The organism is Pseudomonas sp. DW-iso3, from assembly GCF_058725305.1.
Window position 1 is genome coordinate 108,300 of the sequence record NZ_JBZXDZ010000010.1, and the last position, 23,223, is coordinate 131,522.

General features: G+C 61.5%; 20 protein-coding genes and 1 pseudogene. 7 read left to right on the forward strand and 14 right to left on the reverse strand.

Annotated elements, in window-relative coordinates; all coding sequences use genetic code 11:
• Nucleotides 1–169: 169 nt before the first annotated feature.
• From AC4PS7_RS26215 to AC4PS7_RS26225, 3 genes are read right to left on the reverse strand one after another with little or no spacing between them, the layout of a single operon-like run.
• A complete protein-coding gene (locus tag AC4PS7_RS26215; protein WP_492179837.1) occupies nt 170–1,267 on the reverse strand; it encodes a DUF1513 domain-containing protein in 1,098 nt (365 codons plus the stop codon).
• A gap of 2 nt (nt 1,268–1,269) precedes the next feature.
• A complete protein-coding gene (locus tag AC4PS7_RS26220; RefSeq protein WP_010208023.1) occupies nt 1,270–2,334 on the reverse strand; it encodes an imelysin family protein in 1,065 nt (354 codons plus the stop codon).
• Nucleotides 2,335–2,365: 31 nt separating this feature from the next.
• The gene (locus AC4PS7_RS26225; RefSeq protein ID WP_021491210.1) at nt 2,366–3,793 is read right to left on the reverse strand and encodes a di-heme oxidoreductase family protein; all 1,428 of its coding nucleotides are present in this window, start codon (nt 3,791–3,793) and stop codon (nt 2,366–2,368) included.
• 139 nt (nt 3,794–3,932) lie between these two features.
• Here AC4PS7_RS26225 and AC4PS7_RS26230 point away from each other — a divergent pair, with 139 nt between their 5' ends.
• Nucleotides 3,933–4,496 carry an NAD(P)H nitroreductase gene (locus tag AC4PS7_RS26230; RefSeq protein WP_010208025.1) on the forward strand — a complete coding sequence of 188 codons (564 nt, stop codon included), beginning with the start codon at nt 3,933–3,935 and terminating at the stop codon, nt 4,494–4,496.
• 132 nt (nt 4,497–4,628) lie between these two features.
• Here AC4PS7_RS26230 and AC4PS7_RS26235 read toward each other — a convergent pair whose 3' ends face one another.
• The 8 genes and pseudogenes from AC4PS7_RS26235 to gap all read right to left on the reverse strand — a co-directional run bounded on the left by AC4PS7_RS26235 (nt 4,629) and on the right by gap (nt 13,667).
• The gene (locus tag AC4PS7_RS26235; RefSeq protein WP_370737427.1) at nt 4,629–5,384 is read right to left on the reverse strand and encodes a methyl-accepting chemotaxis protein; all 756 of its coding nucleotides are present in this window, start codon (nt 5,382–5,384) and stop codon (nt 4,629–4,631) included.
• 102 nt (nt 5,385–5,486) lie between these two features.
• Nucleotides 5,487–6,821 (reverse strand): annotated as a pseudogene (locus AC4PS7_RS26240) (methyl-accepting chemotaxis protein); the annotation flags it as partial.
• 85 nt (nt 6,822–6,906) lie between these two features.
• Entirely contained in the window at nt 6,907–7,308 is a 402-nt protein-coding gene (locus tag AC4PS7_RS26245) for a YbaN family protein (RefSeq protein ID WP_010208028.1), read from the reverse strand.
• Nucleotides 7,309–7,470: 162 nt separating this feature from the next.
• Nucleotides 7,471–8,079: a biliverdin-producing heme oxygenase gene (locus AC4PS7_RS26250; RefSeq protein WP_010208029.1), complete on the reverse strand. Its 609-nt coding sequence runs from the start codon at nt 8,077–8,079 to the stop codon at nt 7,471–7,473.
• Between the two features lie 148 nt (nt 8,080–8,227).
• Nucleotides 8,228–10,792 (reverse strand): TonB-dependent receptor, encoded by a 2,565-nt coding sequence (locus AC4PS7_RS26255; RefSeq protein WP_492179823.1) that lies wholly within the window; start codon nt 10,790–10,792, stop codon nt 8,228–8,230.
• A 115-nt stretch (nt 10,793–10,907) separates the two neighbouring features.
• Nucleotides 10,908–11,876, reverse strand: coding sequence for a FecR family protein (locus tag AC4PS7_RS26260; RefSeq protein WP_021491212.1), 969 nt, complete (start codon nt 11,874–11,876; stop codon nt 10,908–10,910).
• A gap of 74 nt (nt 11,877–11,950) precedes the next feature.
• Nucleotides 11,951–12,469: an RNA polymerase sigma factor gene (locus AC4PS7_RS26265; RefSeq protein ID WP_021491213.1), complete on the reverse strand. Its 519-nt coding sequence runs from the start codon at nt 12,467–12,469 to the stop codon at nt 11,951–11,953.
• A 196-nt stretch (nt 12,470–12,665) separates the two neighbouring features.
• Nucleotides 12,666–13,667 carry a type I glyceraldehyde-3-phosphate dehydrogenase gene (gene gap, locus AC4PS7_RS26270; protein ID WP_010208035.1) on the reverse strand — a complete coding sequence of 334 codons (1,002 nt, stop codon included), beginning with the start codon at nt 13,665–13,667 and terminating at the stop codon, nt 12,666–12,668.
• Nucleotides 13,668–13,888: 221 nt separating this feature from the next.
• On the opposite strand from gap, the gene edd reads away from it, so the two are divergent.
• From edd to AC4PS7_RS26290, 4 genes are all read left to right on the forward strand, one after another.
• Complete coding sequence (edd, locus tag AC4PS7_RS26275) at nt 13,889–15,715, forward strand: phosphogluconate dehydratase (RefSeq protein WP_010208036.1); 1,827 nt, start codon at nt 13,889–13,891, stop codon at nt 15,713–15,715.
• On the forward strand, nt 15,712–16,668 hold the full coding sequence (locus tag AC4PS7_RS26280; RefSeq protein WP_010208037.1) for a glucokinase: 957 nt from the start codon (nt 15,712–15,714) through the stop codon (nt 16,666–16,668). The genes edd and AC4PS7_RS26280 overlap by 4 nt, the downstream gene beginning before the upstream one ends.
• Before the next feature lie 136 nt (nt 16,669–16,804).
• On the forward strand, nt 16,805–17,539 hold the full coding sequence (locus AC4PS7_RS26285; protein ID WP_010208039.1) for a response regulator: 735 nt from the start codon (nt 16,805–16,807) through the stop codon (nt 17,537–17,539).
• A 31-nt stretch (nt 17,540–17,570) separates the two neighbouring features.
• On the forward strand, nt 17,571–18,998 hold the full coding sequence (locus AC4PS7_RS26290; RefSeq protein WP_010208040.1) for an ATP-binding protein: 1,428 nt from the start codon (nt 17,571–17,573) through the stop codon (nt 18,996–18,998).
• Nucleotides 18,999–19,120: 122 nt separating this feature from the next.
• Here the strand turns inward: AC4PS7_RS26290 and AC4PS7_RS26295 are convergent, their stop codons facing one another.
• Nucleotides 19,121–20,050, reverse strand: coding sequence for an AraC family transcriptional regulator (locus AC4PS7_RS26295; protein WP_010208041.1), 930 nt, complete (start codon nt 20,048–20,050; stop codon nt 19,121–19,123).
• A gap of 327 nt (nt 20,051–20,377) precedes the next feature.
• On the opposite strand from AC4PS7_RS26295, the gene AC4PS7_RS26300 reads away from it, so the two are divergent.
• Both AC4PS7_RS26300 and AC4PS7_RS26305 read left to right on the forward strand, forming a co-directional pair.
• Nucleotides 20,378–20,719, forward strand: a complete 342-nt coding sequence (locus AC4PS7_RS26300) for an antibiotic biosynthesis monooxygenase family protein (protein WP_010208042.1) — start codon at nt 20,378–20,380, stop codon at nt 20,717–20,719.
• Between the two features lie 45 nt (nt 20,720–20,764).
• On the forward strand, nt 20,765–21,010 hold the full coding sequence (locus tag AC4PS7_RS26305; RefSeq protein WP_010208043.1) for a hypothetical protein: 246 nt from the start codon (nt 20,765–20,767) through the stop codon (nt 21,008–21,010).
• 124 nt (nt 21,011–21,134) lie between these two features.
• Here AC4PS7_RS26305 and AC4PS7_RS26310 read toward each other — a convergent pair whose 3' ends face one another.
• Both AC4PS7_RS26310 and AC4PS7_RS26315 read right to left on the reverse strand, forming a co-directional pair.
• A complete protein-coding gene (locus AC4PS7_RS26310) occupies nt 21,135–21,767 on the reverse strand; it encodes a flavin reductase family protein (protein ID WP_021491216.1) in 633 nt (210 codons plus the stop codon).
• A gap of 101 nt (nt 21,768–21,868) precedes the next feature.
• Entirely contained in the window at nt 21,869–23,188 is a 1,320-nt protein-coding gene (locus AC4PS7_RS26315; RefSeq protein ID WP_021491217.1) for an MFS transporter, read from the reverse strand.
• Nucleotides 23,189–23,223: the final 35 nt, after the last annotated feature.

The window sequence follows — 23,223 nt, forward strand, 5'->3', positions numbered from 1 at the left end:
CGCGAGCTTGCTCGCAATGAACGTGTACGCACCGCGTTCATCCAGGCTTCACGCATTATCGTTGAGGTTTTTCGCGAGCAAGCTCGCGCTTACAAAGTGTAGTGGGGATTTCAGACGGTATTTTTGACAGGTAACAGGGCCAGGATGGGCCCTGTTAAGCGCGGCGGGGTCAGATCAGATGCAGATGGTTATCCCAGAGCCCTGCCGGTAATTCCAACGGTTTTGCTACCAACTGTTTCTGGCGGCAATCGTAGAACCGGCAGCGGCCTTGGCCCGAGGTCACGACAAAGCCATCCTCGACTGCACCCACACCGGCACAGTCGGGCAGCGGCCCATCCAGGCGCAGCTCGCCGCTGTCCATGTCCCAGATAAAGAAGCGATTGCCCCGTGGCGCGGTCAACGCCACCAGGCGTAATTCGCTGTGCACGGCGACGCTGGCGGTGTAGTGCCCCATGGCCTGCAACTGCTCATCGGCCACCGGAAACGCCACGAACGGCTGGCCCGGACGTTTGATTGCCAACAGCTCGGAACGCTCCTGGGACGGTCCCATGAACTGCTGCCCGGTGAGGATGGTGCCATCGCTGGCGATCCCCATATGGCGCACGCTGTTCATCTGCTGGCCCAGGGTTTCCTTGCTGATCAGGCGGCCGTCGCGGTGCATCAGCACCAGGCTCGGCTCCATGGCGTTGAGGTTCATTTCCACGCGACTTTCGGCTTCGGTACGAATGCCGCCGTTCGCCACCACCAGCGTCTCACCGTCGGGCATCCACGACACCTGATGCGGGCCGATGCCGTGGGTGGAGATCTCGCCGGTATGCACCAGCCGTTCGCCTTCGAACTTATACACACCGAGCAGGCCACGGCCGGGGTCGGACGTGTCGTTTTCAGTGGCATACAGCCAGTCGCCGCTCTGATGGATGACCGCGTGGCCGTAGAAGTGGCGATTGGCTTTCGAGGTGATGGTTTGCAGCAGCGCGCCATTACGCAGGTCAATCAGGTAACTCTCGGTGCCCGGGCGACGGGCGACAAACAGGGCAATCGGCAGCGTCGGGTGGTTGATGATGTCGTGGCAGCGCTGGCGGACCTGGGTGGTAAACACCGGCTTGCCGTCCAGGCGATAGCCCACGGCGTAGTGCTTGCCGTCTGCATCATCCCGCGCCGAGAGCAGCAGCGGGCCCTTGTCTTTCCCCTTGAACAGCGTCCAGCCACCCAGCGTGAGAGCACTGAGCAATACGCTGCCAACCGCCAAAGCCTGTCGCCTGAGCATCATCAGTCACCGTCGTTGGCGTTAAAGCCCAGTTGAATGCCCAGCGCCTTGGCCAACTCGCCTTCGTGCAGGCGGTGGACGACGTTGAGGCTGTCGTAGATATCGTTAAGCTGCTGGCGTCCGGCGTCGTCGGCCAGCAGTTCATTGAGGGTGCGCTGGTTGCTGGCAAACAGTTTCAGCGACGCAGCATAGGCGGCGTCGATCTTGTCGGCCAACGGCTTCTGCTCGGACGGCAGCAGGCCACGCAGGCCCTTGTTGTCGACGCCGACCCACACGGTCTGGGCCGCCGCGAGGCTGGCTTCGAGGCTTTGCAGGGACGACTGGCTGCGCCAGGCATCGGCCTGGAAGGGCTGCGGGATGCCTTTGGTCTGGCGACCCATCGGCGTGCCGAGTTTCTTTTTCAGGGTGTCCAGCGCGGTCACCTGGACGCGCAGTAGATCGGCGATGGCTTCGTGGGAATCGGCGTAGCGCTGGTTCGGAAACTTGGTCATCTGCGCCAGCATGCCGTCGGTGCTGTTCCAGCTGGCCAGGATCTCTTCGGCCAGCGCCTTCTGACGGTCGCCGATCGCCACCAGCAGCGGGCAGTAACGGGCCTTTTGCGCTTCGTCAGCGATGTCGGTCTTGGCGTCGTAGAGGATGTATTCGTAGGCCGACAGGCCTTGCACCACCACACTGGACTTGGCGAGGGCGGCGCCGTCGATCTGCGGCTGGCTGGCGACCAGTTGCTCGACCTGGCGGCCGACCAGGTTCTTCTTGTCTGGCCAGAACTGTACCTGCCACGAACGGTTGCCTTCTGCCAGCGGGCCGATCAACAGCGGTTGCAGCTCGGCCCAGGCCTTTTGCGCGTGCAGGAAGTCGGCACGGGCGGTGTCCAGGCTCTCTTTGCCCTGGCAATAGGCCAGGGCGCTGACGGCCAGTTGGCGGTCGGCTTCGACCCAGCGGCTGTAGGTCGGCAGGATCACTTGCTTGGCGATGGCCGCCGAGGTCACTGCTTGCGGGTCTTGCGGCGAGCAGGCGCCGAGTGCGAGGGCGGCCAGGCTGGTGAACAACAACTTGGGACGGAACATGTCGAGCTCCCTTCTGTAATTGGGGCGAAGCTTATAAAGAATTCAGGAACGCCAGCAACGCAGCGCGCTGCTCGGCATTAAAGGACAACACCTGCTGCTGCGCCGCTTGTGCTTCACCGCCGTGCCACAGCACGGCTTCCAGCAGGTTGCGGGCGCGGCCGTCATGCAAGAACTGGGTGTGGCCACTCACGGTCTGCGTCAGGCCGATGCCCCACAACGGCGGCGTGCGCCAGTCGCGGCCACCGGCCTTGAATTCGCTGCGGTTGTCGGCCAGGCCGTCGCCCATGTCGTGCAACAGCAGGTCGCTGTAGGGGCGGATCACCTGGTTGGCCAGCTCGGGTTCGGCGGCATTCGCGGCCGTGGTGAAGGCTGGCGTGTGGCAACCCTGGCAGCCCGCTTGATAGAACAGGGTTTTACCGGCCAGCACCTGCGGCGTGTTGACGCCACGGCGTGCCGGCACGGCGAGGTTGCGGGTGTAGAACAGCACCAGGCGCAGGATATTGTCACTGACTTCCGGCTCGCCATCGGGGCCATTGCCGTTGGGGGCCTGTTTGCAGGCGACTTGGGCGTCGGTGCAGTCATCGAACGGTCTCAGGGTGGTGGTAAGGCCCATATCACCAGAGAACGCGTGAACATTTTGTTGATTGAGGTTGGGTTGCCCGGCCTTCCAGCCAAAACGCCCGAGCACGGTTTTTTGCTGGGCATCGTCCCAGACCCAGTTGGCGCGGCCGATGATGGCTGCTTTGTCGGCGGTTTTCGGGTCGGTGTTGCGCAAGATATCAGCGTCGCTGATGGCTTCGAGCAGGCCCAGGCCAATCATCGGCGGGGCGATGCGTGCGGAGAAACGAGTGTCCGGATGCATCGGGCCGTAGCCAAGCTGGGTGATTTGCAGGTCCGGCTTGCGCAACTCGACCACTGTGCCGTCTTTGAATGTCACGTTGACCGGTGTGTAGTCGACGCGCACCTTGCCTTCCGGCGTTACCCCCGGCACGGCCATGTCCTGCAGTTGCCCGCCGTAGACCGGCTCGGGCACCACACCGACCTGTTCGATGAGCTTGGCATACGGCGCTGCATCCGGAATGGACAGGCGCACCAGCATCGACACGGCATTAGGTGAGTCGGGTAACGGCGGATGCCCGCGACCGTCTTTGATATGGCAATTCTGGCAGGCATTGGTGTTGAACAGCGGGCCCAGGCCATCACGCGCGGTGGTGGTGGACGGCGCGATCACCCAGGGGCTGCGAAAGAAGCTATTGCCGACGCTGAAATCCAGCCGACGAGTGGGCGACAGGTTGGCCGATGGCAGCGAAAACGCGTTCTGGTCGCGCTTGTTCACGGTCGCCGCACCGCCCGCCCGTGCTTCACCCGGCTCGGCCTTGGTAAACCTGGGCGCGTCATCGCAGGCGGTCAGGCTCAAGGCCAGCAAGGCTGCGGACAGGCGAAAAAGCGAGCGGAGCATCGAGTTTCCTGAACCAAGGCAGAAAATAAGGTCGCAAAGTCTAACAGGGCGGGGCGCAATGAATAAGAGCAATTATCGTTTGGTCGAATTCGATTCATTCCCGCTAGAATGGCCGCACATTTTTCTCTGGAGGTGGCCAATGCAGGCTCTCGACGCTTTGCTCAACCGTGTTTCCGTGCCGCGTTTGCTGGAACCGGCACCGACCCAGGAGCAGCGCGACGTGCTGTTCGCCGCCGCCATGCGCGCGCCCGACCACGGCCAACTGCGTCCGTGGCGTTTCCTCACTGTCGAAGGGGCCGCCCGCGAACAGATGGGCACGCTGCTGGCCGAAGCTGCCCGCCTGCAAGACGCCGATGCGCCACAAGCTGCCATCGACAAGGCCCAGAACGGCCCATTGCGCGCCCCCTTGGTCGTGGTGGTGATTGCCCGTCTGCAGGAGCACTTCAAGGTGCCGAAATCCGAGCAATTGCTGGCGGCGGCCTGTGCAGCCCACGGCATCCTGCTGGCAGCGTATGCCCAGGGGATTGGTGCCGTGTGGCGCACTGGTGAATTGTCCTACTCGGCCCACGTCGCCAAAGGCCTGGGGCTCACGGCAGACGAGGAAGTGATTGGCTTCCTCTACCTGGGCACACCGCAGAACCCGCCGCGTACCGCAGCTAAAGAAGACCTGACGCAGTTTGTCAGCGCCTGGACCGGTCTCTGAACCACCGCCGATCTGCTCTATGTGGGAGCTGGCTGCCTGCGATAGCATCGACTCGGTTCTTAGGGACACCGAGTTGCCTGCATCGCGGGCAAGCCCGGCTCCCACATGGATCTCAGGGGTTGCGGAACCGAGTCAGACCCTGAACTGATCCATCAATTTCATCTGCTGGCTGGCCAACGCATTGAGTTGGCTGCTGATGGCCGCCGACTCGGTGGCCTGGCCGGTGAGGGTTTCGGTCACAGTGCGGATCGCCGAGACGTTGCGGTTGACCTCTTCGGCCACGGCGCTCTGTTGTTCGGCGGCGCTGGCGATCTGCAGGTTCATGTCGCTGATCACGGTGACGGCATCACTGATCTTGCCCAAGGCCTGCGCCGCCTGATGGATCTGCCCGGCATTGCTTTGAGCCTGGCTCTGGCTCGAATGCATGGTCGCCACCACGCCACGGGTGCCGCTCTGGATGCGTTCGATCACCAGGCGGATTTCCTCCACGGAGTCCTGGGTGCGCTTGGCAAGATTGCGCACTTCGTCGGCCACCACCGCAAAGCCACGGCCACTTTCGCCGGCGCGTGCCGCTTCGATTGCCGCGTTCAGCGCCAGCAGGTTGGTCTGCTCAGCAATGCTGCGGATCACTTCCAGCACCGAACCGATCTGTTCGCTGTTGACCGCCAAGGCTTCGACTTCGCCTACGGCCTTGCTGACTTCTTCGGCCAATGAGGTGATATCTCGGGTGCTCTGCTCGATGATCGACATGCCTTCGCGCGCCGACTGATCGGCCCCACGCGCCGCGCTGGCGGCGTTGGACGCGCTGTTGGCGACATCGTGGGCGGTGGCGCTCATTTCATTGGAGGCGGTGGCCACCTGGTCGATTTCGCGGAACTGCACCTGCATGCCTTCGCTGGTCTGGCGCGCGATGGCCGATGACTGATCGGCCGTGCCACGGGCTTCGGTAATGCTTTGCTTGATCTGGGCGATGGTCGGTTGCAGCTTGTCGAGGAAGCGGTTGAACCAGTTGGCCAGTTCGCCCAATTCGTCCTTCTTGGCGTAGGCCAGGCGTTGAGTCAGGTCGCCGTCGCCGCTGGCGATGTCCTTGAGCATGGCGGCCACGTTGTTGATCGGGCGGGTCACGCCGGTGGCGGTCAGCCAGATCAGCAGCAGGCCCAGCAACGCGGCGGCGGCGCCGACCAGCAAAGCCTTGAGCGTACCGGCGGCCTGGGCTTTGTCGAGCACGTCCTGCAGCTTCAAGGTGTCAGCCAGCATCACGTTCCTGGGCAGTGTGACCACGACGCCCCAGGATTTTGCGTCTGCAATCGGCTTGACCGGGTAGACGGCGCGGATGGTGTGGTCCTGCTCGCGGATCATGGGCGAGTCGCTGGCCAGTAGTTGCACGATTTCCTTGCCTTCGGCGCCGACGGTATCCATGAGGGTTTTGCCGACTATCTCCGGCTGACCGCTGGAGGCGGCAATCAGACCGGTGCTGGAAAGAATGTCCAGGTGCGCCGCGCCATTGAACAGTTCTTTTTGCGCCGCGTCCGTCACGGCTTGCAGGGTGTTGAGGGCGATGTCGATACCGACCACGCCGATGACGTTGCCGTCCACCATCAGCGGCAGGGAGATGGTGGTCATCAGCATCTGCTTGCCAGCCACTTCATCGGCGTAGGGGTCTAGCAGGCACACTTTGCGCGTGTCCCGTGGGCAGGTGTACCAAATGTTGTAGGGCGTGCCGCTGAGGTTGGGGGTGGTCTTGGTCAGGTCATCTTCGACCATGATGGTGTTCAGGCCTTCGCCGCCGGCGCGGCTCCAGTAGCTGGAGAAACGGCCTTTCTCGTTGGACACGCGAGCCTTGTCGTCGACGAACTCGCTGTCCTTGCCATCCAGTCCGTTGGGTTCGAACGAGAGCCAGATACCCAGCACTTTGCTGTTGCGCTCGAACGTGGTCTTGAGGCTCTGGTTGAGTTCTTCACGCAAGGCGCCGGGTTCCAGCGCGCGCTTGGCCGCGAGGGCGCGCAGGTCCTTGACCTGATCGGCAAGGGCGGTCACTACCAACAGGTTTTCGCCAAAGGTTTTCTGCAACAGTACGGCCTGTTCGCCGGCTTTGGATTGCAGCAGGCTCTGCACACTGCTGGTGAGCATTCGCGAGCTCGAATCGCTGATCAACTGATCGTTCTGATTGGTTTCGTAGAGGTTGATGCTGATGATCAGCGCGATCACCCCCAAGAGGCAAAGGCCCGACAGCAGCACTATTTTCAAGCGGATGGAGAGGGTGTCGAACATAGGTTCACTCGCGAATGGACGGGCTGGAAGGCACGTAGTGCAGGCCAAGTCCATTCAGCGCTATGTCTGAAACATCGGCGTCACACATCAATTCATGAGAAACAGGCGATGAGCGGTAGGATAAACCCTACACGCAGCGTTATACGGGCGCCGCAAGCCGTTCCGGTCGAGACCAGATCCACAGATTGCCCAGGCTCATCCCGGCAATGGCCAGGTAGATCGGCCAGCCGTGGTCGAGCATCACCAGCATCAGAATCGCGCAGAGCAGCATGCTCGCGGTGGCACTGACTTTGGCCCGGCGGGCGATGATCTTGCCGTTGCGCCAGTTGAACAGGATCGGCCCGAACAGCCGGTGGTTTTCCAGCCAGGCGCTGAGGCGCGGTGAGCTTTTGGTGGCGGCCCAGGCGGCGAGCAGAATGAATTCGGTGGTAGGCAAGCCCGGCACGACAATCGCCACCAGCCCGATGCCCAGGCTGACGTAGGCCAGCAAGCCGAAGAGGATCCGGGCGATTTTCGAGGTGGATTGGGTTTTGCCGGTCATGGGAGCATGCAGAGTCGATAAAAAATCAGCTTGGAATGGGGTTTAAATGTGGGAGCGGGCTTGCTCGCGAATGCGGTGCGTCAGTCCAGTATCAGGTGACTGATACTCCGCATTCGCGAGCAAGCCCGCTCCCACAGTGCTACCGCATTCCAATCGTGGGTATCAGGCCAGTTCAGGGGCGCTAGCGTACGCCTGTTCCAGCAATACGGTGAAGCGTACGAAGGCGTCAATCGCACCTTTTTCCACCGCGGCTTCTTCTTCGGCGCTGAATTCCAGCGCGTCCAGGGTGCGGGTGAAGCGCTTCCAACCCTCGGCACGGCCACCGGCTGGCTCACCCAGGTGACGGGCACCGAAGGTTTCGCTCAGGCCCAGGCCTACGGCGCGCTTGATCAGGAACGCGGCGCCCAGCTTGGAGCCTTCGGAAACGAACAGCCAGCCCAGCGCTTCAGCCTTGCTCGGGTTGTTCACCGCGCCGGCAACCGGGGCTGGCACTTCGGTGTCCAGGTCACCCAGGTCCAGCTTGGCCGCTTCGGCGCGGCAGCGTTCGGGCAGGTCCGGCACGATCTTGATCAGCTCGGCATCGTTGTACAGCGCCACCAGTTCCGACTGGAACAGGTACTGCGCCACCACGAAGCGCGCGAAGTTGGCCTGGGTTTCAAACGGCGCGTGGGCTTTGACCAGGGCGTCGAGCTTGGCGTGCGGCGAGTGGGTAATCTGGTTCAGGCGCTGGGAGCGTAGGCTTGGGCGTTCAGCGGTAGGAGAAGCGGTCATGAAAAAGTCCTTGAGAAGAAGAGCGCCTGGGTGCTCTAAAGAGAGCCGTTATCAACTAGACGAACAAGAAGACGCGGCACAGTAAAAAATCCTCACCTCGTCGGTAAAATTTCGACGAGGTGAGTGGGGCCTCGGTTAAAGGTCGTGATCAGATGTCCCAGATCACGTTGATCGCAACGTTGCGACCCGGCTGGGTCAGGCGGTCGAGGTTGGCCGGGGAGGTCACACCGGCTTCGCCGACGCCGTCGTAGCTGCGCACGTCATCCCAGTTCCAGTACTTCTTGTCGGTGAGGTTGTAGAGGCCGCCGTTGACGGTCACGTCGTTGGTGACCTTGTAGAAGGCGGTCAGGTCGAGGACGCCGAAGCCTGGGGTCTTGAAGGGGGCCGTGGTGCTGCCATCAGGCGCGTGGAAGGTGGTGCTGTCGACGCGATCCTGCTTTTTCACCAGGGTCCAGCTCAGCAGGCCACCGTAGTTGTCCTGGTCGTAGCCCAGGCCGAATACGCCCTTGAGCGGGTTGACACTGTTGAGCGGCTCGCCATTGTCGTCGTTGCGACCGTAGGTGTAGCCAACCGAACCCTGGGTGTACAGGCCTTGGGGGGCGCCGAACGCGTCGAGGTTCAGGCGCCCTTTGGCTTCGATCCCCTTGATGGTGGCGTGCTTGATGTTGTTGGCTTCGAATTGCTGTGCGGTACCGCCGGCGACGGAAGCGTCCTCGTCGATGAAGTTGCGGTATTTGTTGTAGAACACGGCGATATCAAACGAACCGGAGTCGAAGTGGCCGCGAATCCCGGTTTCCACGCCCTTGCTGCTTTCCGGCTTGAGGTCCGGGTTGGGTTCGACGGTGTAGCCCTGCTGCAGGTTTTCAAAGCGGCCGTACAAGGCTTTGGCCGATGGTGTGCGGAAGCCTTCGGCGTATTGGCCGAACCAAGTGTACTGGTCGGTCAGCGCATAGGTCAGACCGAATTTCGGCGTGACGCGGTGCCAGGTTTTTTCCTTGTCACTGTGGGCATAGATCCGTGTCGGGTCGACGGTGTTGAGGAACTCTTCAGTCAACTTGGGTTTGAGTTGGGTGTAGTCGTAGCGAACGGCGGGCAGGAAGGTCCACTTGTCCCAGGTGATTTGGTCCTGCGCGAACAGCGAGTAGGTGTTGATGGTCGGGTCCGGGAAATCACTGGCCTTCTTCACGCTGTCGCTGGCTGTCGGGCTGGGTGCGCCGATGGCTGTGCAACCGCCGCCGACCGCCAGGCAGGTGGCGGCGCCTTCGCGGGAGCCGGTGACTTTCTGTTGTTTGAGGGTGGTGCCGTAGGTGACCTGGTGATCGGTGTCGCCCCAGCTGAAAGCCTTGTCCAGCTGTGCGTCGAACACCCACTGCTTTTCTTCGTAGAGGGTTTCGCGGGTGCGCAATACGCGGCGGGACGGCTGGTAGATTTCGGCGGTGGACTGGTCGGTCTTGGCGATCTGATAGTTGAGGCTGGTCTTGATCTGATCGACAATCGGCGAGTCCAGGGCGAAGCGGTTTTCGATAGCGAAACGCTCACGGGTGATGGTGTCGTTGCCCGACCGTGCACGGTAGAAGTTGAAGCCGCGCCCGCCGGTGAACGGTCCGCCCACGGCGTTTTTCAAGTTGACGTCGCGATCATCCTTGTATTTCTCGTAGGTCAGGCCCAGTCGATTGTCATCGCCATAGTTCCAGCCCAGCTTGGCCAGCACGTTGGTGGTGCGTGCATCCTCGGGGTTGGCGCCGGTGCGCGCCAGGCCCGTGGCGTTGTTGCCATCGTAGGACTCCATTTCATGGCCGTTGCGCTGGCTCAGGTGCAACAAGCCGTCGACATCCTGCACACGGCCGGCAACGGTGCCGGAGGTCAGCCAGCTTTCGTCGGCGGAGCTGTAGCCGGTCTTCAGGCGAGCGCCGACGTCCTGGCCGGGCTTGATGATGTCATCCGGGTCGAGGGTGAAGTAGCTCACGGCGCCGCCAATCGCGCTGCTGCCGTACAGGGCCGAGGCCGGGCCGCGCAGGATCTCCACGCGCTTGACGATTTCCGGGTCGACATAGTTGCGGCGGGTCTTGGCGTAGGGACCGTTGAAGAAGTTGTCCGGCACTTCGACGCCATCGACTTGGGTGAGGATGCGGTCGCCGTCGATGCCGCGAATGTTGTAGCCCGAATTGCTTGAGCGGCCACCGGCACCGCCGACCGAGACGTTGGGTTCGTAACGCACCAGTTCACGAATGGTATTCACGTTCTGGCGGTCCAGCGCCTCGCGTTCCTGCACGGTCACGGTGCTCGGTACGCTGCTGATGTTCTGCTCGTTACGCGTGGCGCTGATGGTCACCTGTTGCAGGTTGAGGGCGCCGCCCGGCGCGCGCTTTTCCAGCACGATGTTGTTATTGCCCAGTTTGCGGTAGCTCAGGTTGGTCCCCACCAACAGCCGGTCCAGGGCTTTTTCCGGCGACAACGGGCCGCGTACGCCTGGGGACGACACGCCCTGGCCCAGTTCGGCCGGTAGGCCGACTTGCCAGCCGGTCACGGCGGTAAAGGCGTTGAGTGCCGAGACCAGCGGTTGCTGCTCAATGCTGAAGCTGTAGTTGCCGTGGCTACGCGCAGCAGGTTCGGCGGCGGTGGCGGTCATCACCGGCGCAGCGGCCAGCAGGATGGCCGCGGTCAGCAAGGACAGGGCGGGCGAAGAGGACCGGCGGTTGAAACGAGAGGACATCGAGAGCGCTCCGGAGTACGAATCTTATAGTTGCGAACTGAGACAAATAGGAATCAGTTGCATTGGCTAAGACGAGACGTACCACCCTCAGCTATCGAGTAAAAATAATTCTCATTTAGTTCAAAATCACCAGCGATGGGTATTCCGACAGCTTGGCCGAGGTGATGTGAGCCAGGGAGCGCACCACGTCCAAGGGCTGGTCGAGGCGGTAATTGCCGGTGACGGCGACGCTGGCCAGTTGGTCGTTGGTGTTGACGATCCAGCCCGGGTAATAGCGGCGCAGCTCGGCGAGCACTTCGCTCATCGGGCAGTTTTCGAAGATCAGCCGACCTTGCACCCAGGCCAGGTCCTTGTTGGCATCCAGCTTGGCCGGTTGGCCGAACCCCTTGGGCCCGATGCGGATACTTTCACCGGCACTCAGGCGCACGCGGGCATCGTCGAAGGTGTTGCTCAGGTCGACATCGCCACGCTGCACCTGCACCTGGGCTTCGCCATTGAGGTAACGCACGGCGAAGGCGGTGTCGCGCACGCTGGCGCGTACGGGGCCGGCGTCGATTTCCAAGGGCAAGCCGTGACTGGGCACGATGTCGAAAAACGCCTCGCCCTGATACAGGCGAGCGATGCGCTGGTGGTCCTTGATGCTGCTGGAAAACGCCGAGTTGGTGTTCAGCAATACCTTGGAGCCGTCGTCCAGTTGCAGGCGCTGGCGTTCGCCTACCACGGTGAGGTGGTCGGCCTGCAGGCGTACCGGCAGGTTGCTGAAACTGAACAGGCCGATCAGCAGCACGGCGGCGGTGGCCAGCGGTTTCCAATGTGGCTTGAGCCGGCGCCAGGCGCTCGGCTTGCGCGGCGCGGCCAGTGCGACGGCAGCACTGTGTACCGGCGCGCCGCCCCACGCGGCCTGGGCCTTGGCGAAGGCGTGGACGTGGGCGGGATCGCTGGCCAACCAGGTTTCGAATTCGGCCTGCTGTCCGGCTTGCGGGCACTGCAAGGCGATCAGCCAGTCGAGGGCTTGATCCATAGCCGTGTCTTGCAACACCTCATGAGCCAGCTCATGGGGGCGCAGTTTATTCGGGTCCGTCACGGTGTTCCTCGGGTCTTCGCCACGTTCTATTCAACTTTCCTACAGCTTGGGTCGACGCTTCTGTCGGATGGAGCTTAAGGCCGATCCAATCGTTCGGCCACACCTACGCAGATAGCCATGATCAATTTGAGTTCCTTTTGCACGGTGCTCAAGGACACGCCCAACTGATCGGCGATCTCCTGGTAACTGCAACCATGCAAGCGGCTGAGGATGAAAATCCGCTGTTGGCGGGCGCTCAACTGGCCCAGGCTGACGCTCAGGGCTTCAAGCATTTGCTCGGCCTGGGTGGCATCTTCGGGTGTGCTGATGGGGGCGGCGACGCTTTGCAGGACATCCAGCGGGACGTTTTCCTGCAGTGTGCGGGCCTGGATCCTGCGCGCACGCAGGTGATCCAACGCCAGGTTGCGCGCCGTCTGATAGACGAAAGGTTCAAGGTGATCGATCGGTCGCTCGCTCAGGGCCCGGGTGACGCGCAGGTAGGTTTCCTGCAACAGGTCCTCGGCGGTGCTGTGGTTATTCACCATCCGCTGCAAGGTGCGAAGCAGCATTACCCGTTGGGTGAGAAAGACGTGGTTGAAGCGAGATTGGCTCACAGTGATACCAGACCGATTTGCAGTTAATGATAATGCTTATCATCAACTCAAATGGCAAGGAACACTTTCTGCGGGTTTGCGCAGGCCAAATGTGGGAGCGGGCTTGCTCGCGAACGCATCACCTCGTTATTCAGACGAACCGAGGTGCTTGCATTCGCGAGCAAGCCCGCTCCCACACAAGCCCACTCTATGTGGATTACTCGGCGTTGCAGAGCGCCAGGCAGTTATCCAGCATACGGTTGGAGAAGCCCCACTCGTTGTCATACCAAGCCAAAACTTTCAGCAACTTACCGCTGACCTTGGTGTGATTGGCATCGAAGATCGACGACAGCGGGTTGTGGTTGAAGTCACTGGAAACCAGCGGCAGGGTGTTATAGCCGAGGATCTTCGAGTGCTGGCTGGCTTCCTTGAGGAGTGCGTTGACTTCCTCCGCCGTGGCGTCTTTTTTCAACTGCACGGTGAGGTCCACCAGCGACACGTTGATCACCGGCACACGCACCGCCATGCCGGTCAGCTTGCCCGCCAGTTCCGGCAGCACCAGGCCGACGGCTTCAGCGGCACCGGTCTTGCTCGGGATCATGTTCTGGGTAGCCGAACGCGCGCGGTACGGGTCGGTGTGGTAGACGTCGGTCAGGTTCTGGTCGTTGGTGTAGGCGTGAATCGTGGTCATCAGGCCGCTTTCGATACCCAGTTCGCGATGCAGCACTTGGGCGACCGGCGCCAGGCAGTTGGTGGTGCACGACGCGTTGGAGATGATCTGGTGGGATTGACGCAGAATGTCATGGTTTACACCGTAGACCACGGTAGCGTCCGCCCCTTTGGCCGGTGCCGAGATGATCACCTTGCGCGCGCCGGCGGTAATATGGGCGGCAGCCTTGTCACGGTCGGTGAACAGGCCGGTGCATTCGAACACGACGTCAATCTTGTGCGCGGCCCACGGCAGGTCGGCCGGGTTGCGAATGGCGCTGACGGCAATCCGGTCGCCATTGACGGTCAGGCTTTCCTGATCGTGGGCGACCTCTGCTTCGAAAGTGCCATGTACGGTGTCGTATTTGAGCAGGTGGGCATTGATCGAACTGTCGCCCAGATCGTTGATGGCGACGATCTGCAAATCCTGGCGGTAGCCTTGGGTATACAGTGCGCGCAGGACATTACGGCCGATACGGCCAAAACCATTGATTGCGATACGAAGAGTCATTGGAAAGTGCCTGTCGTCGATTTGTTGTAAGAATTACAAGATTATTCGCATAAAAATAGAAAACAAGCCTTTTTAGTGGCAATATTTTGTTCAATCTACAACGAGTGACCTGAATCAACTGGTCCGATGATCCAAACGACTCCCTGCCATCCCATGAGCTGTGGGCGTTTGATCAGCATAGACACTCAGGTCGCCACATCCGTTAGCCTGGAGTTCTACACATGCATCCCCGCGTTCTTGAGGTCACCGAACGGCTTATCGCCCGCAGCCGCGCCACCCGCGAGGCCTACCTTGCGCTCATTCGCGGTGCAGCCATCGACGGTCCGATGCGCGGCAAGCTGCAATGCGCCAATTTCGCCCACGGCGTGGCCGGTTGCGGCACTGAAGATAAAAATAGTCTGCGCATGATGAATGCCGCCAACGTGGCAATTGTTTCGTCATATAACGACATGCTCTCGGCACACCAGCCGTACGAACATTTCCCTGAACAGATCAAGAAGGCCCTGCGCGAAGTCGGCTCGGTCGGGCAGTTCGCCGGCGGCACCCCTGCGATGTGCGACGGCGTGACCCAGGGCGAGCCGGGCATGGAACTGAGCCTGCTCAGTCGTGAAGTCATTGCCATGTCCACGGCGGTAGCGCTGTCCCACAACATGTTCGATGCCGCGCTGATGTTGGGCATCTGCGACAAAATCGTCCCCGGCCTGATGATGGGCGCGCTGCGCTACGGCCACTTGCCGATGATCTTCGTGCCGGGCGGCCCGATGCCGTCGGGCATCTCCAACAAGCAGAAAGCCGACGTGCGCCAGCGCTACGCCGAAGGCAAGGCCACGCGCGAAGAGCTGCTGGAATCGGAGATGAAGTCCTATCACAGCCCCGGCACCTGCACCTTCTACGGCACCGCCAACACCAACCAGTTGCTGATGGAAGTGATGGGCCTGCACTTGCCGGGCGCCTCGTTCGTCAACCCCTACACCCCGCTGCGCGATGCGTTGACCCGCGAAGCCGCACACCAGGTCACCCGTCTGACCAAGGCCAACGGCAGCTTCATGCCGATCGGCGAGATCGTCGACGAGAAATCCATCGTCAACTCGATCATTGCCCTCAATGCCACCGGCGGGTCCACCAACCACACCCTGCACATGCCCGCCATCGCCATGTCGGCGGGCATCATCCTCACCTGGGACGACATGGCCGACCTCTCCGAGGTGGTGCCGACCCTGTCCCACGTGTATCCAAACGGCAAGGCCGACATCAACCACTTCCAGGCGGCGGGCGGGATGTCGTTCCTGATCCGCGAACTGCTGGAAGCCGGCCTGCTCCACGAAGACGTCAACACCGTGGCCGGCAAGGGCTTGAGCCGCTACACCCAGGAACCCTTCCTGGTCGACGGCGAGCTGATCTGGCGCGAAGGCCCTATCGAAAGCCTCGACGAAACCATCCTGCGCCCCGTGGCCCGCGCGTTCTCGCCGGAAGGCGGCTTGCGCGTGATGGAAGGCAACCTCGGTCGTGGTGTGATGAAAGTGTCTGCCGTAGCACCTGAACATCAGATTGTTGAAGCGCCGGCGGTGGTGTTCCAGGACCAGCAAGACCTGGCCGATGCGTTCAAGGCCGGCCAGCTGGAAAAAGACTTCGTCGCCGTCATGCGTTTCCAGGGCCCGCGCTCCAATGGCATGCCCGAATTGCACAAGATGACGCCGTTCCTCGGTGTGTTGCAGGACCGTGGCTTCAAGGTCGCACTGGTAACAGACGGGCGTATGTCCGGCGCGTCGGGTAAGATCCCCGCCGCGATTCACGTCAACCCCGAAGCCCAGAGCGGCGGGCCACTGGCGCGGGTGCGCGATGGCGATATCATTCGCGTGGATGGCGTGAAGGGCACCCTGGAGCTTAAGGTGGACGCCGAAGAATTTGCAGCGCGCGCGCCTGCCACGGGTCTGTTGGGCAATAACGTGGGGGCCGGTCGTGAGCTGTTTGCATTTATGCGCTTGGCCGCAAGCTCCGCAGAGCAGGGCGCCAGCGCCTTTACCTCTGCCTTGGAGACGCTTAAGTGAAACTTGCGCTGGTCGGTGATATCGGGGGCACCAACGCCCGTTTCGCGTTGTGGCGCGATCAGGAGCTGCATTCGATCCGCGTGCATGCCACGGCGGATCACTCCAGCCCTGAAGACGCGATCAAGGTTTACCTCAAAGAGGAAGGCCTGGAAATCGGTGACATCGGTGCGGTGTGCCTGTCGGTCGCCGGGCCTGTGAGCGGGGATGAATTTAAATTCACCAACAATCACTGGCGCCTGAGCAAGACTGCCTTCTGCAAAACCTTGCAGGTGGATGAACTGTTGCTGGTCAATGATTTTTCGGCCATGGCCCTGGGCATGACCCGGCTCAAGCCCGACGAATTCCGTGTGGTCTGCGAGGGCACGCCGGAGCCGTTGCGCCCGGCGGTCGTGATTGGTCCGGGCACTGGCCTGGGTGTCGGGACGCTGCTGGATCTGGGCGCTGGCCGCTTTGCGGCGTTGCCGGGGGAGGGCGGGCATGTCGACTTGCCCCTGAGCAGCCCGCGTGAAACCCAGCTGTGGCAGCACATTTATACTGAGATCGGCCATGTCAGCGCCGAAACCGCCTTGAGCGGTGGTGGCTTGCCGCGTCTGTACCGTGCCATTTGCGCGGTCGACGGCCACACGCCGGTGCTGGAAACCCCTGAGGCCATCACGGCCGCAGGCCTGGCCGGCGACCCGGTGGCCATGGAAGTATTGGACCAGTTCAGCATCTGGCTGGGCCGGGTAGCAGGCAACAATGTGTTGACCACCGGTGGACGCGGTGGTGTGTACATCGTGGGCGGGGTGATACCGAGGTTTGCCGACTTCTTTATCAACAGTGGTTTTGCCAAGAGCTTCGCTGACAAAGGCTGCATGAGCGACTACTTCAAAGGCATTCCGGTGTGGTTGGTGACCGCCCCGTATTCTGGATTGACCGGGGCTGGCGTGGCTTTGGAGCAGGCGTTTGCGTAGGTCGTGATAGCCTCATCGCAGGCAAGCCAGCTCCCACATTTGCAATGCATTCTCCTGTGGGAGCTGGCGTGCCTGCGATGAGGGCCTCAAGAGCAACAAATGACGTAAGCTTGGCCATAACAACAAGGAGGACCCCGTGAGCGTAATCAGTAAATCGATTCTCCTCGTCGACGATGACCAGGAAATCCGCGAATTGCTGCAGACCTACCTCAGTCGCGCCGGTTTTCAGGTGCGTGGCGTGCCGGATGGCACGGGGTTCCGCCAGGCGATGAACGAGGCGCCGTGCGACCTGGTCATCCTTGATGTGATGTTGCCGGACGAAGACGGTTTCAGCCTTTGCCGCTGGATCCGCCAGCACCCGCGCCAAGCGCAGGTGCCGATCATCATGCTCACCGCCAGCTCCGACGAGGCCGACCGCGTGATCGGCCTGGAGCTGGGCGCCGACGATTACATCGGCAAACCCTTCAGCCCCCGCGAGTTGCAGGCGCGGATCAAAGCCCTGTTGCGTCGCTGCCAGTTTGGCCAGGAACGCAGCAGTGGTGGCGAGGTGTTGGTGTTTGATGAATGGCGCCTGGATATGATCAGCCACCGCCTGTTCCATGTGGACGGCGAAGAAGTGATCCTCTCCGGTGCCGACTTTGCCCTGCTCAAATTGTTTCTCGACCACCCGCAGCAGATCCTCGACCGTGACACCATTGGCAACGCCACCCGTGGCCGCGACCTGATGCCGCTGGACCGTATCGTCGACATGGCCGTCAGCCGTCTGCGCCAACGCCTGCGCGATACCGAAAAACCCCCGAGGCTGATCCGCACGGTGCGCGGCAGCGGTTATCAACTGGCAGCCAGCGTGGTTGCCGGCAATGCCCACTGACCATTTGACCGAGCGCCGTCGCCGCTTCCCGGTGCCACGCTCGTTGCTGGGGCGCATGCTGCTGCTGACACTGCTGGCGGTGCTGTTTGCCCAGGCGCTGTCCAGTGTGATCTGGGTCTCGCAATTACGCGCCACTCAGCTCGAAGGCCTGGTCACCAGCGCCCGCAGCCTGGCGCATTCGATGACCGCCAGCGTGAGTTATTTCCGTTCGTTGCCGGTGGCATATCGACCGTTGGTGCTGGACCAATTGCGCAGCATGGGCGGCACCCGTTTCGTCGTGACCCTCAATGATCGCCCGTTGGACATGGCCATCCTGCCGCAGACACCGCGCAAGCAGGCAGTGCTTGAAGCGGTCAACGAAGTGTTGAAACAAACCCTCGGCGCCGATGTGCATATCTCCGTGGAGTTCGTCAGCGCCGAAGACCTGCGTATCTTCAATGCCGGCCTGAAACTCGACGAACTGCCACGCTCCTGGGCCCATTACGCGTTGACCCTGGAACCGGTGAACCCACCGGTACTGGTTACCCAGATCCAGCTCGCGCCCGGCGAATGGCTGTACATCGCCTCGCTGTTGCCCGAGCCCTACACCAGCCTGGAAGAACAGGGCCTGCCGTCCCAGCAGGTGTGGTTTATCGTGCTGACCAGTGGTTTCCTGCTGCTGTTCATCGGCTTGCTGGTGCACTGGCAGAGCCGGCCCCTCAAGCGCCTGGCGCGGGCGGCGCGGGACATGTCCCTGGGGGCCGACGTAGAGCCGGTGGCCGAAGGCGGCGGCAGTGAAGTGGTGGAAGTGGGCCGTGCGTTCAACGCCATGCGTGAGCGCATCAGCCGTTACCTGACCGAGCGCAGCCAGTTGTTCAGCGCGATTTCCCACGACTTGCGCACCCCGATTACTCGCCTGCGCCTGCGCGTGGAATTGCTTGAAGACGAGAACCTGCAAACCAAGTTCGGCCGCGACCTGGATGAGTTGGAGTTGCTGGTGAAAGGCGCGCTGCAATGCGTGAAAGACACCGATATCCACGAAAACATCGAACCGGTCGACCTGAACCACGTGCTCGACTGCCTGGTGGAACCGTACCTGGCGCCGAACGGCAATGGCCGCGTTACCCAGCATGGCCGGGCGTTGACGACTTATCCGGGCAAACCGCTGGCGCTCAAGCGCTGCATCGGCAACTTGATCGACAACGCGTTGAAGTATGGCCAGAACGCCCACCTGTACATCGAGGACGACGGCGCGGAGTTCGTTCTGCACGTGGATGACGAAGGCCCCGGCGTGCCGGAGCAGCGGTTGGAGCAGGTGTTTGAACCGCACTTCCGCCTGGCTGGGCAGCAACAGGGCTACGGCCTGGGCCTGGGAATTGCGCGCAACATTGCGCACAGCCATGGCGGCGAAGTGAGTCTGCAGAATCTGCGCGAGGGTGGCTTGCGCGTGACCTTGCAACTCCCTCGCGGATTAGACTGAATGTATGCGGCCCCAATGTGGGAGCTGGCTTGCCTGCGATAGCGGTGTATCAGCCAACTCATCTGGCACAGACAGACCGCTATCGCAGGCAAGCCAGCTCCCACATGTTGATCTTCATTAGGTCAGATGCTTTGGCGCAGTCGGGCCAAGTCTCTAAGGGGCGGCGCCCCAAACAACCGGCTGTACTCCCGACTGAACTGCGACGGGCTTTCATACCCCACGCGATACCCCGCTGCCGACGCTTCCAACCCTTCGGCAATCATCAACCGTCGCGCTTCCTGCAAGCGCAACTGCTTCTGATACTGCAACGGGCTCATGGCGGTGATCGCCTTGAAGCGGTGGTGCAGGGTCGAGACGCTGAGGTTCACTGCCTTGGCCAGGTCATCGATGCGCAGCGGTTGCTCGTAGTTGCCGTTCAACCAGGTGATCGCCTGGCTGACCCGATGGCTCTGACTGTTGGCCACGGCGATTTCATACAGCCGATAACCCTGCGGCCCCCGCAACAGACGGTAGAGGATTTCCCGGTTGATCAATGGCGCAAGCATGGCGATGTCTTTGGGTGTATCCAGCAACCGCGCCAGGCGCAGCACTGCGTCGAGTAACTGGTTGTCGATGCGGTCGACGTACATGCCGCGGGACGTCGGGCGCGACGGCACGCCCATCGGGCCTGCTTCTGCGATCAAGGCCGTCAGTTGCGCCGGGTCGATATTGATGCGCACCGACAGGTTCGGGTCTTCCGGGGTGGCATCGATGATCCGTCCGGCCACCGGCATCGCCACCGAGAACACCAGGTAGTTGAGCGGGTCGTAGGCAAAGATCTCGTCGGCCAGGCGCACTTCCTTGCTGCCGCTGGCCAGGATGCACAGGGCAGGCTCCACCAGCACCGGCATGAAGTCGCGCGGCGTGTTGTGGCGGTTCAGGAACAAGGTTGTGATGGCTGTACCGTAGGAGCCGTCCTCCCAGGTATGCCGGTGCACGATGCTGGCCAGCTCGGCGCGCTGCTTTTCCATCTCGGCATCGAGGGGGATGGCTGTATGTTCGGGCGACGACATGGAGCGTCCTCTACTGGCTACTTCGATGGGCTCAGCTTAGCGGCGGCTTTCTAAAAAGTGTTACGTCGATTCTGCACAATCCTTGCCTGATCCTGCGACGCATCGTGAATCAGGCAATCGTGGGGGCTGTCATCTCCCTGAAACAAGGCGGTTGCCCTTGGAATAATTGCCGGCGCCAAACGTCCTATCTGCGCTTCTCGCAGGATTGTGCAATAAGCCAGCAGGAATCGACTAACCGCGCCCGCACCCGCGCCATTATCTTTGATCCTGTGGCAACACGCCCTCACAGTGCTTGCCGAGCATCACTTCTCAACGGGAGAGTCGAACATGTCCACCCCCATTCCCGCGAGCCATATGGCCTTTATCCGCGCCCGCACCGGGTGCAGCACCGAACTCGGTGCACGCTTGAGCAGTTTGATCGAACCGGGTCGTCAGGCTCAGGGTTGCCTGCAATTCTCGTTGCAGCATTCCCAAGTCGATCCCGATGTCTGGTTGATCTCCGGTTTCTGGAGCAGCGAGCAGGCGATGAGCGCCTACTTCAACTCTCCGGCCCTGATGATCTTCACCGAACTGTTGAACGACATGGTCGTGCGCAGCATGGACTTCCAAACCTTTACCGATGCATCCGCTGCACACGCCTACGGCGAGTACCTGCAACTCGCCGGCTGATCAGGTTTAGAATGGCCAACTTTTCCATTGGCCAGGACCTGCAACATGGCACGTAAACAATTTGCCCACCACGAAGCCGTTTCCGCCGTAGTACCGGGGGAGGGTGGCTACAGCGCCGCCGTCGCCGTCAAGGCACTGGATGGCATGGGCGCACCGCAGTTTCACAAGATCCTTGATGGACAGACGTTCAAGACGGCTTCTGATGCGGATGATGCCGCCACTGTGCAGCTTGAGCGGTTGATCGGAGTGGATGAAGAAGGTCAACTGGCCTGGGCCAGCGCCGCCAACTGAGCAACGCCGACAATCCAATGTGGGAGGGGGCTTGCCCCCGATAGCCGTGCGTCAGTCAACAAAGATGTTGAATGTGCCATTGCTATCGGGGGCAAGCCCCCTCCCACTTTTTATTGTATTTCAGTCAGGGTTTGGTGGTGCCTGGCCGGTACATCTTGAACAGCGCCTCCGGCCCCAACTGGAAGTAATCCGCCGGGCCACCACCGCGCAAGATCGGCTCGGCGGCGGCGGTGTCGTAGACCCCGTCCTTGAGCAGCCACTTGGCAATGTGCACCGCGACCACCTCGCCCAGCACCAGCCAGCTCGGCACCAACGCCTTGTCCGCACGTTGCAGCTGGATGATTTGCGTCACCTTGCATTCGAACGACACCGGGCTCTCGCCCACCCGTGGTACGCCAACAATCTTCGACGCCACCGGCGTCAGGCCGGACAACTCGAACTCGTTGACCTCGGGGGAAACGGCGGCGCAACTCTGGTTCATCTGCTCGGCCAGCGGGCGGGTCGCCAGGTTCCAGACAAACTCGCCGGTTTGTTCGATGTTGTTCAGGCTGTCTTTGCGCCCGACACTGGAAAACCCAATGATCGGCGGAATGTAGTTGAACGCATTGAAGAAGCTATAGGGCGCCAGGTTCAGGCGACCTTCACGGTCGTGTGACGAAATCCAGCCGATCGGCCGTGGACCAACGATGGCATTGAACGGGTCATGGGGCAGGCCGTGGCCGTTGGCGGGTTCGTAGAAATGGATAGCGTCGGACATGGCCTGTTCCCTACTCGGTTCTGGGGCATGCATCATACCCAATGTGGGAGCAAGTCGAATCGTCGCTTCGCCGCTCCCACATGTTTTACCGAGACAGACCTTTAGTCCGTGGTAATGCGCGAGTGTTTACGGGTGTCCTTCATGGTCACGTAGACCACCAGCGACACCGCGATGCACGCGGTCACGTACCAGTAGTAGCCGGTCTCCATGCCGATGCTCTTGAACCACAGCGCGATGTATTCAGCGGTGCCGCCGAAGATCGATACGGTCAGGGCGTACGGCAGGCCCACGCCGAGGGCGCGGATTTCGGTGGGGAACAGCTCGGCCTTCACTACCGCGTTGATCGAGGTGTAGCCACTGACGATGATCAGCGCCGCCATGATCAGGAAGAACGCGCCCCACCAGCTTTGGATGGTGTGCAGGGTGGTGAGGATCGGCACGGTGAACAGGGTGCCGAGGATGCCGAAGGCAATCAGGATTGGCCGACGGCCGACTTTATCCGACAGCCCGCCGACGATGGGTTGCAGGCACATGAACAGGAACAGCGTCGCCGCCGAAATGGTGGTGGAGTCGGAAATGCTCATGCCGACCGTGTTCACCAGGTATTTCTGCATGTAGGTGGTGTAGGTGTAGAAAGCCAGCGTGCCGCCCATGGTCAGGCCGACCACGGTCAGCAGTTCCTTGGGGTGACGCATCAAGGTGCGCATCGCGCTTTCCTTGGCTTTTTCTTTCTTGGTGAACGACTCGGTTTCTTCCATGCCGCGACGCAGGTACAGCGCGACGACTGCGCACAGCGCGCCGATGGCGAACGGGATACGCCAGCCCCACGCATACAGCTGCTCGGTGGTCAGCACTTGTTGCAGCACGATCAGTACGGCCAGGGCGATGAGCTGGCCCGAGATCAGGGTCACATACTGGAAGCTGGAGTAGAAACCACGACGTTCCTTGGTCGCCATCTCGCTGAGATAAGTGGCGGAGGTACCATATTCGCCGCCGACCGACAGTCCCTGCAGCAAACGGGCGAACACCAGCAGGATCGGTGCACCGATACCGATTATTTCATAGCCTGGGCTCAGGGCAATCAGCAGCGAGCCGAAGCACATCAGGTAGACCGAGGCCATCAGGGCTTTTTTACGCCCGACTTTGTCGGCGTACAGGCCCATCAACCAGCCACCGATCGGGCGCATCAGGAAACCCACAGCGAAGATCGCGGCGGTGTTGAGCAGTTGGGCGGTGGTGTCGCCTTTCGGGAAAAAGGCTTTGGCGAAGTACAGCGAGAAGGCGGCGTAGACGTACCAGTCGTACCACTCGACCATGTTGCCGACCGATCCGCTGAAGATCGATTTGATCCGGCTGGAAGTGGTGCGTGCTTTTGCCGGCGCAGCCGCCGACCCCAGAGGCAGGGAGTTGGAGTTATCCATTGAAGGATCCTTCATCTAATTGTTTTTGTGGAGCG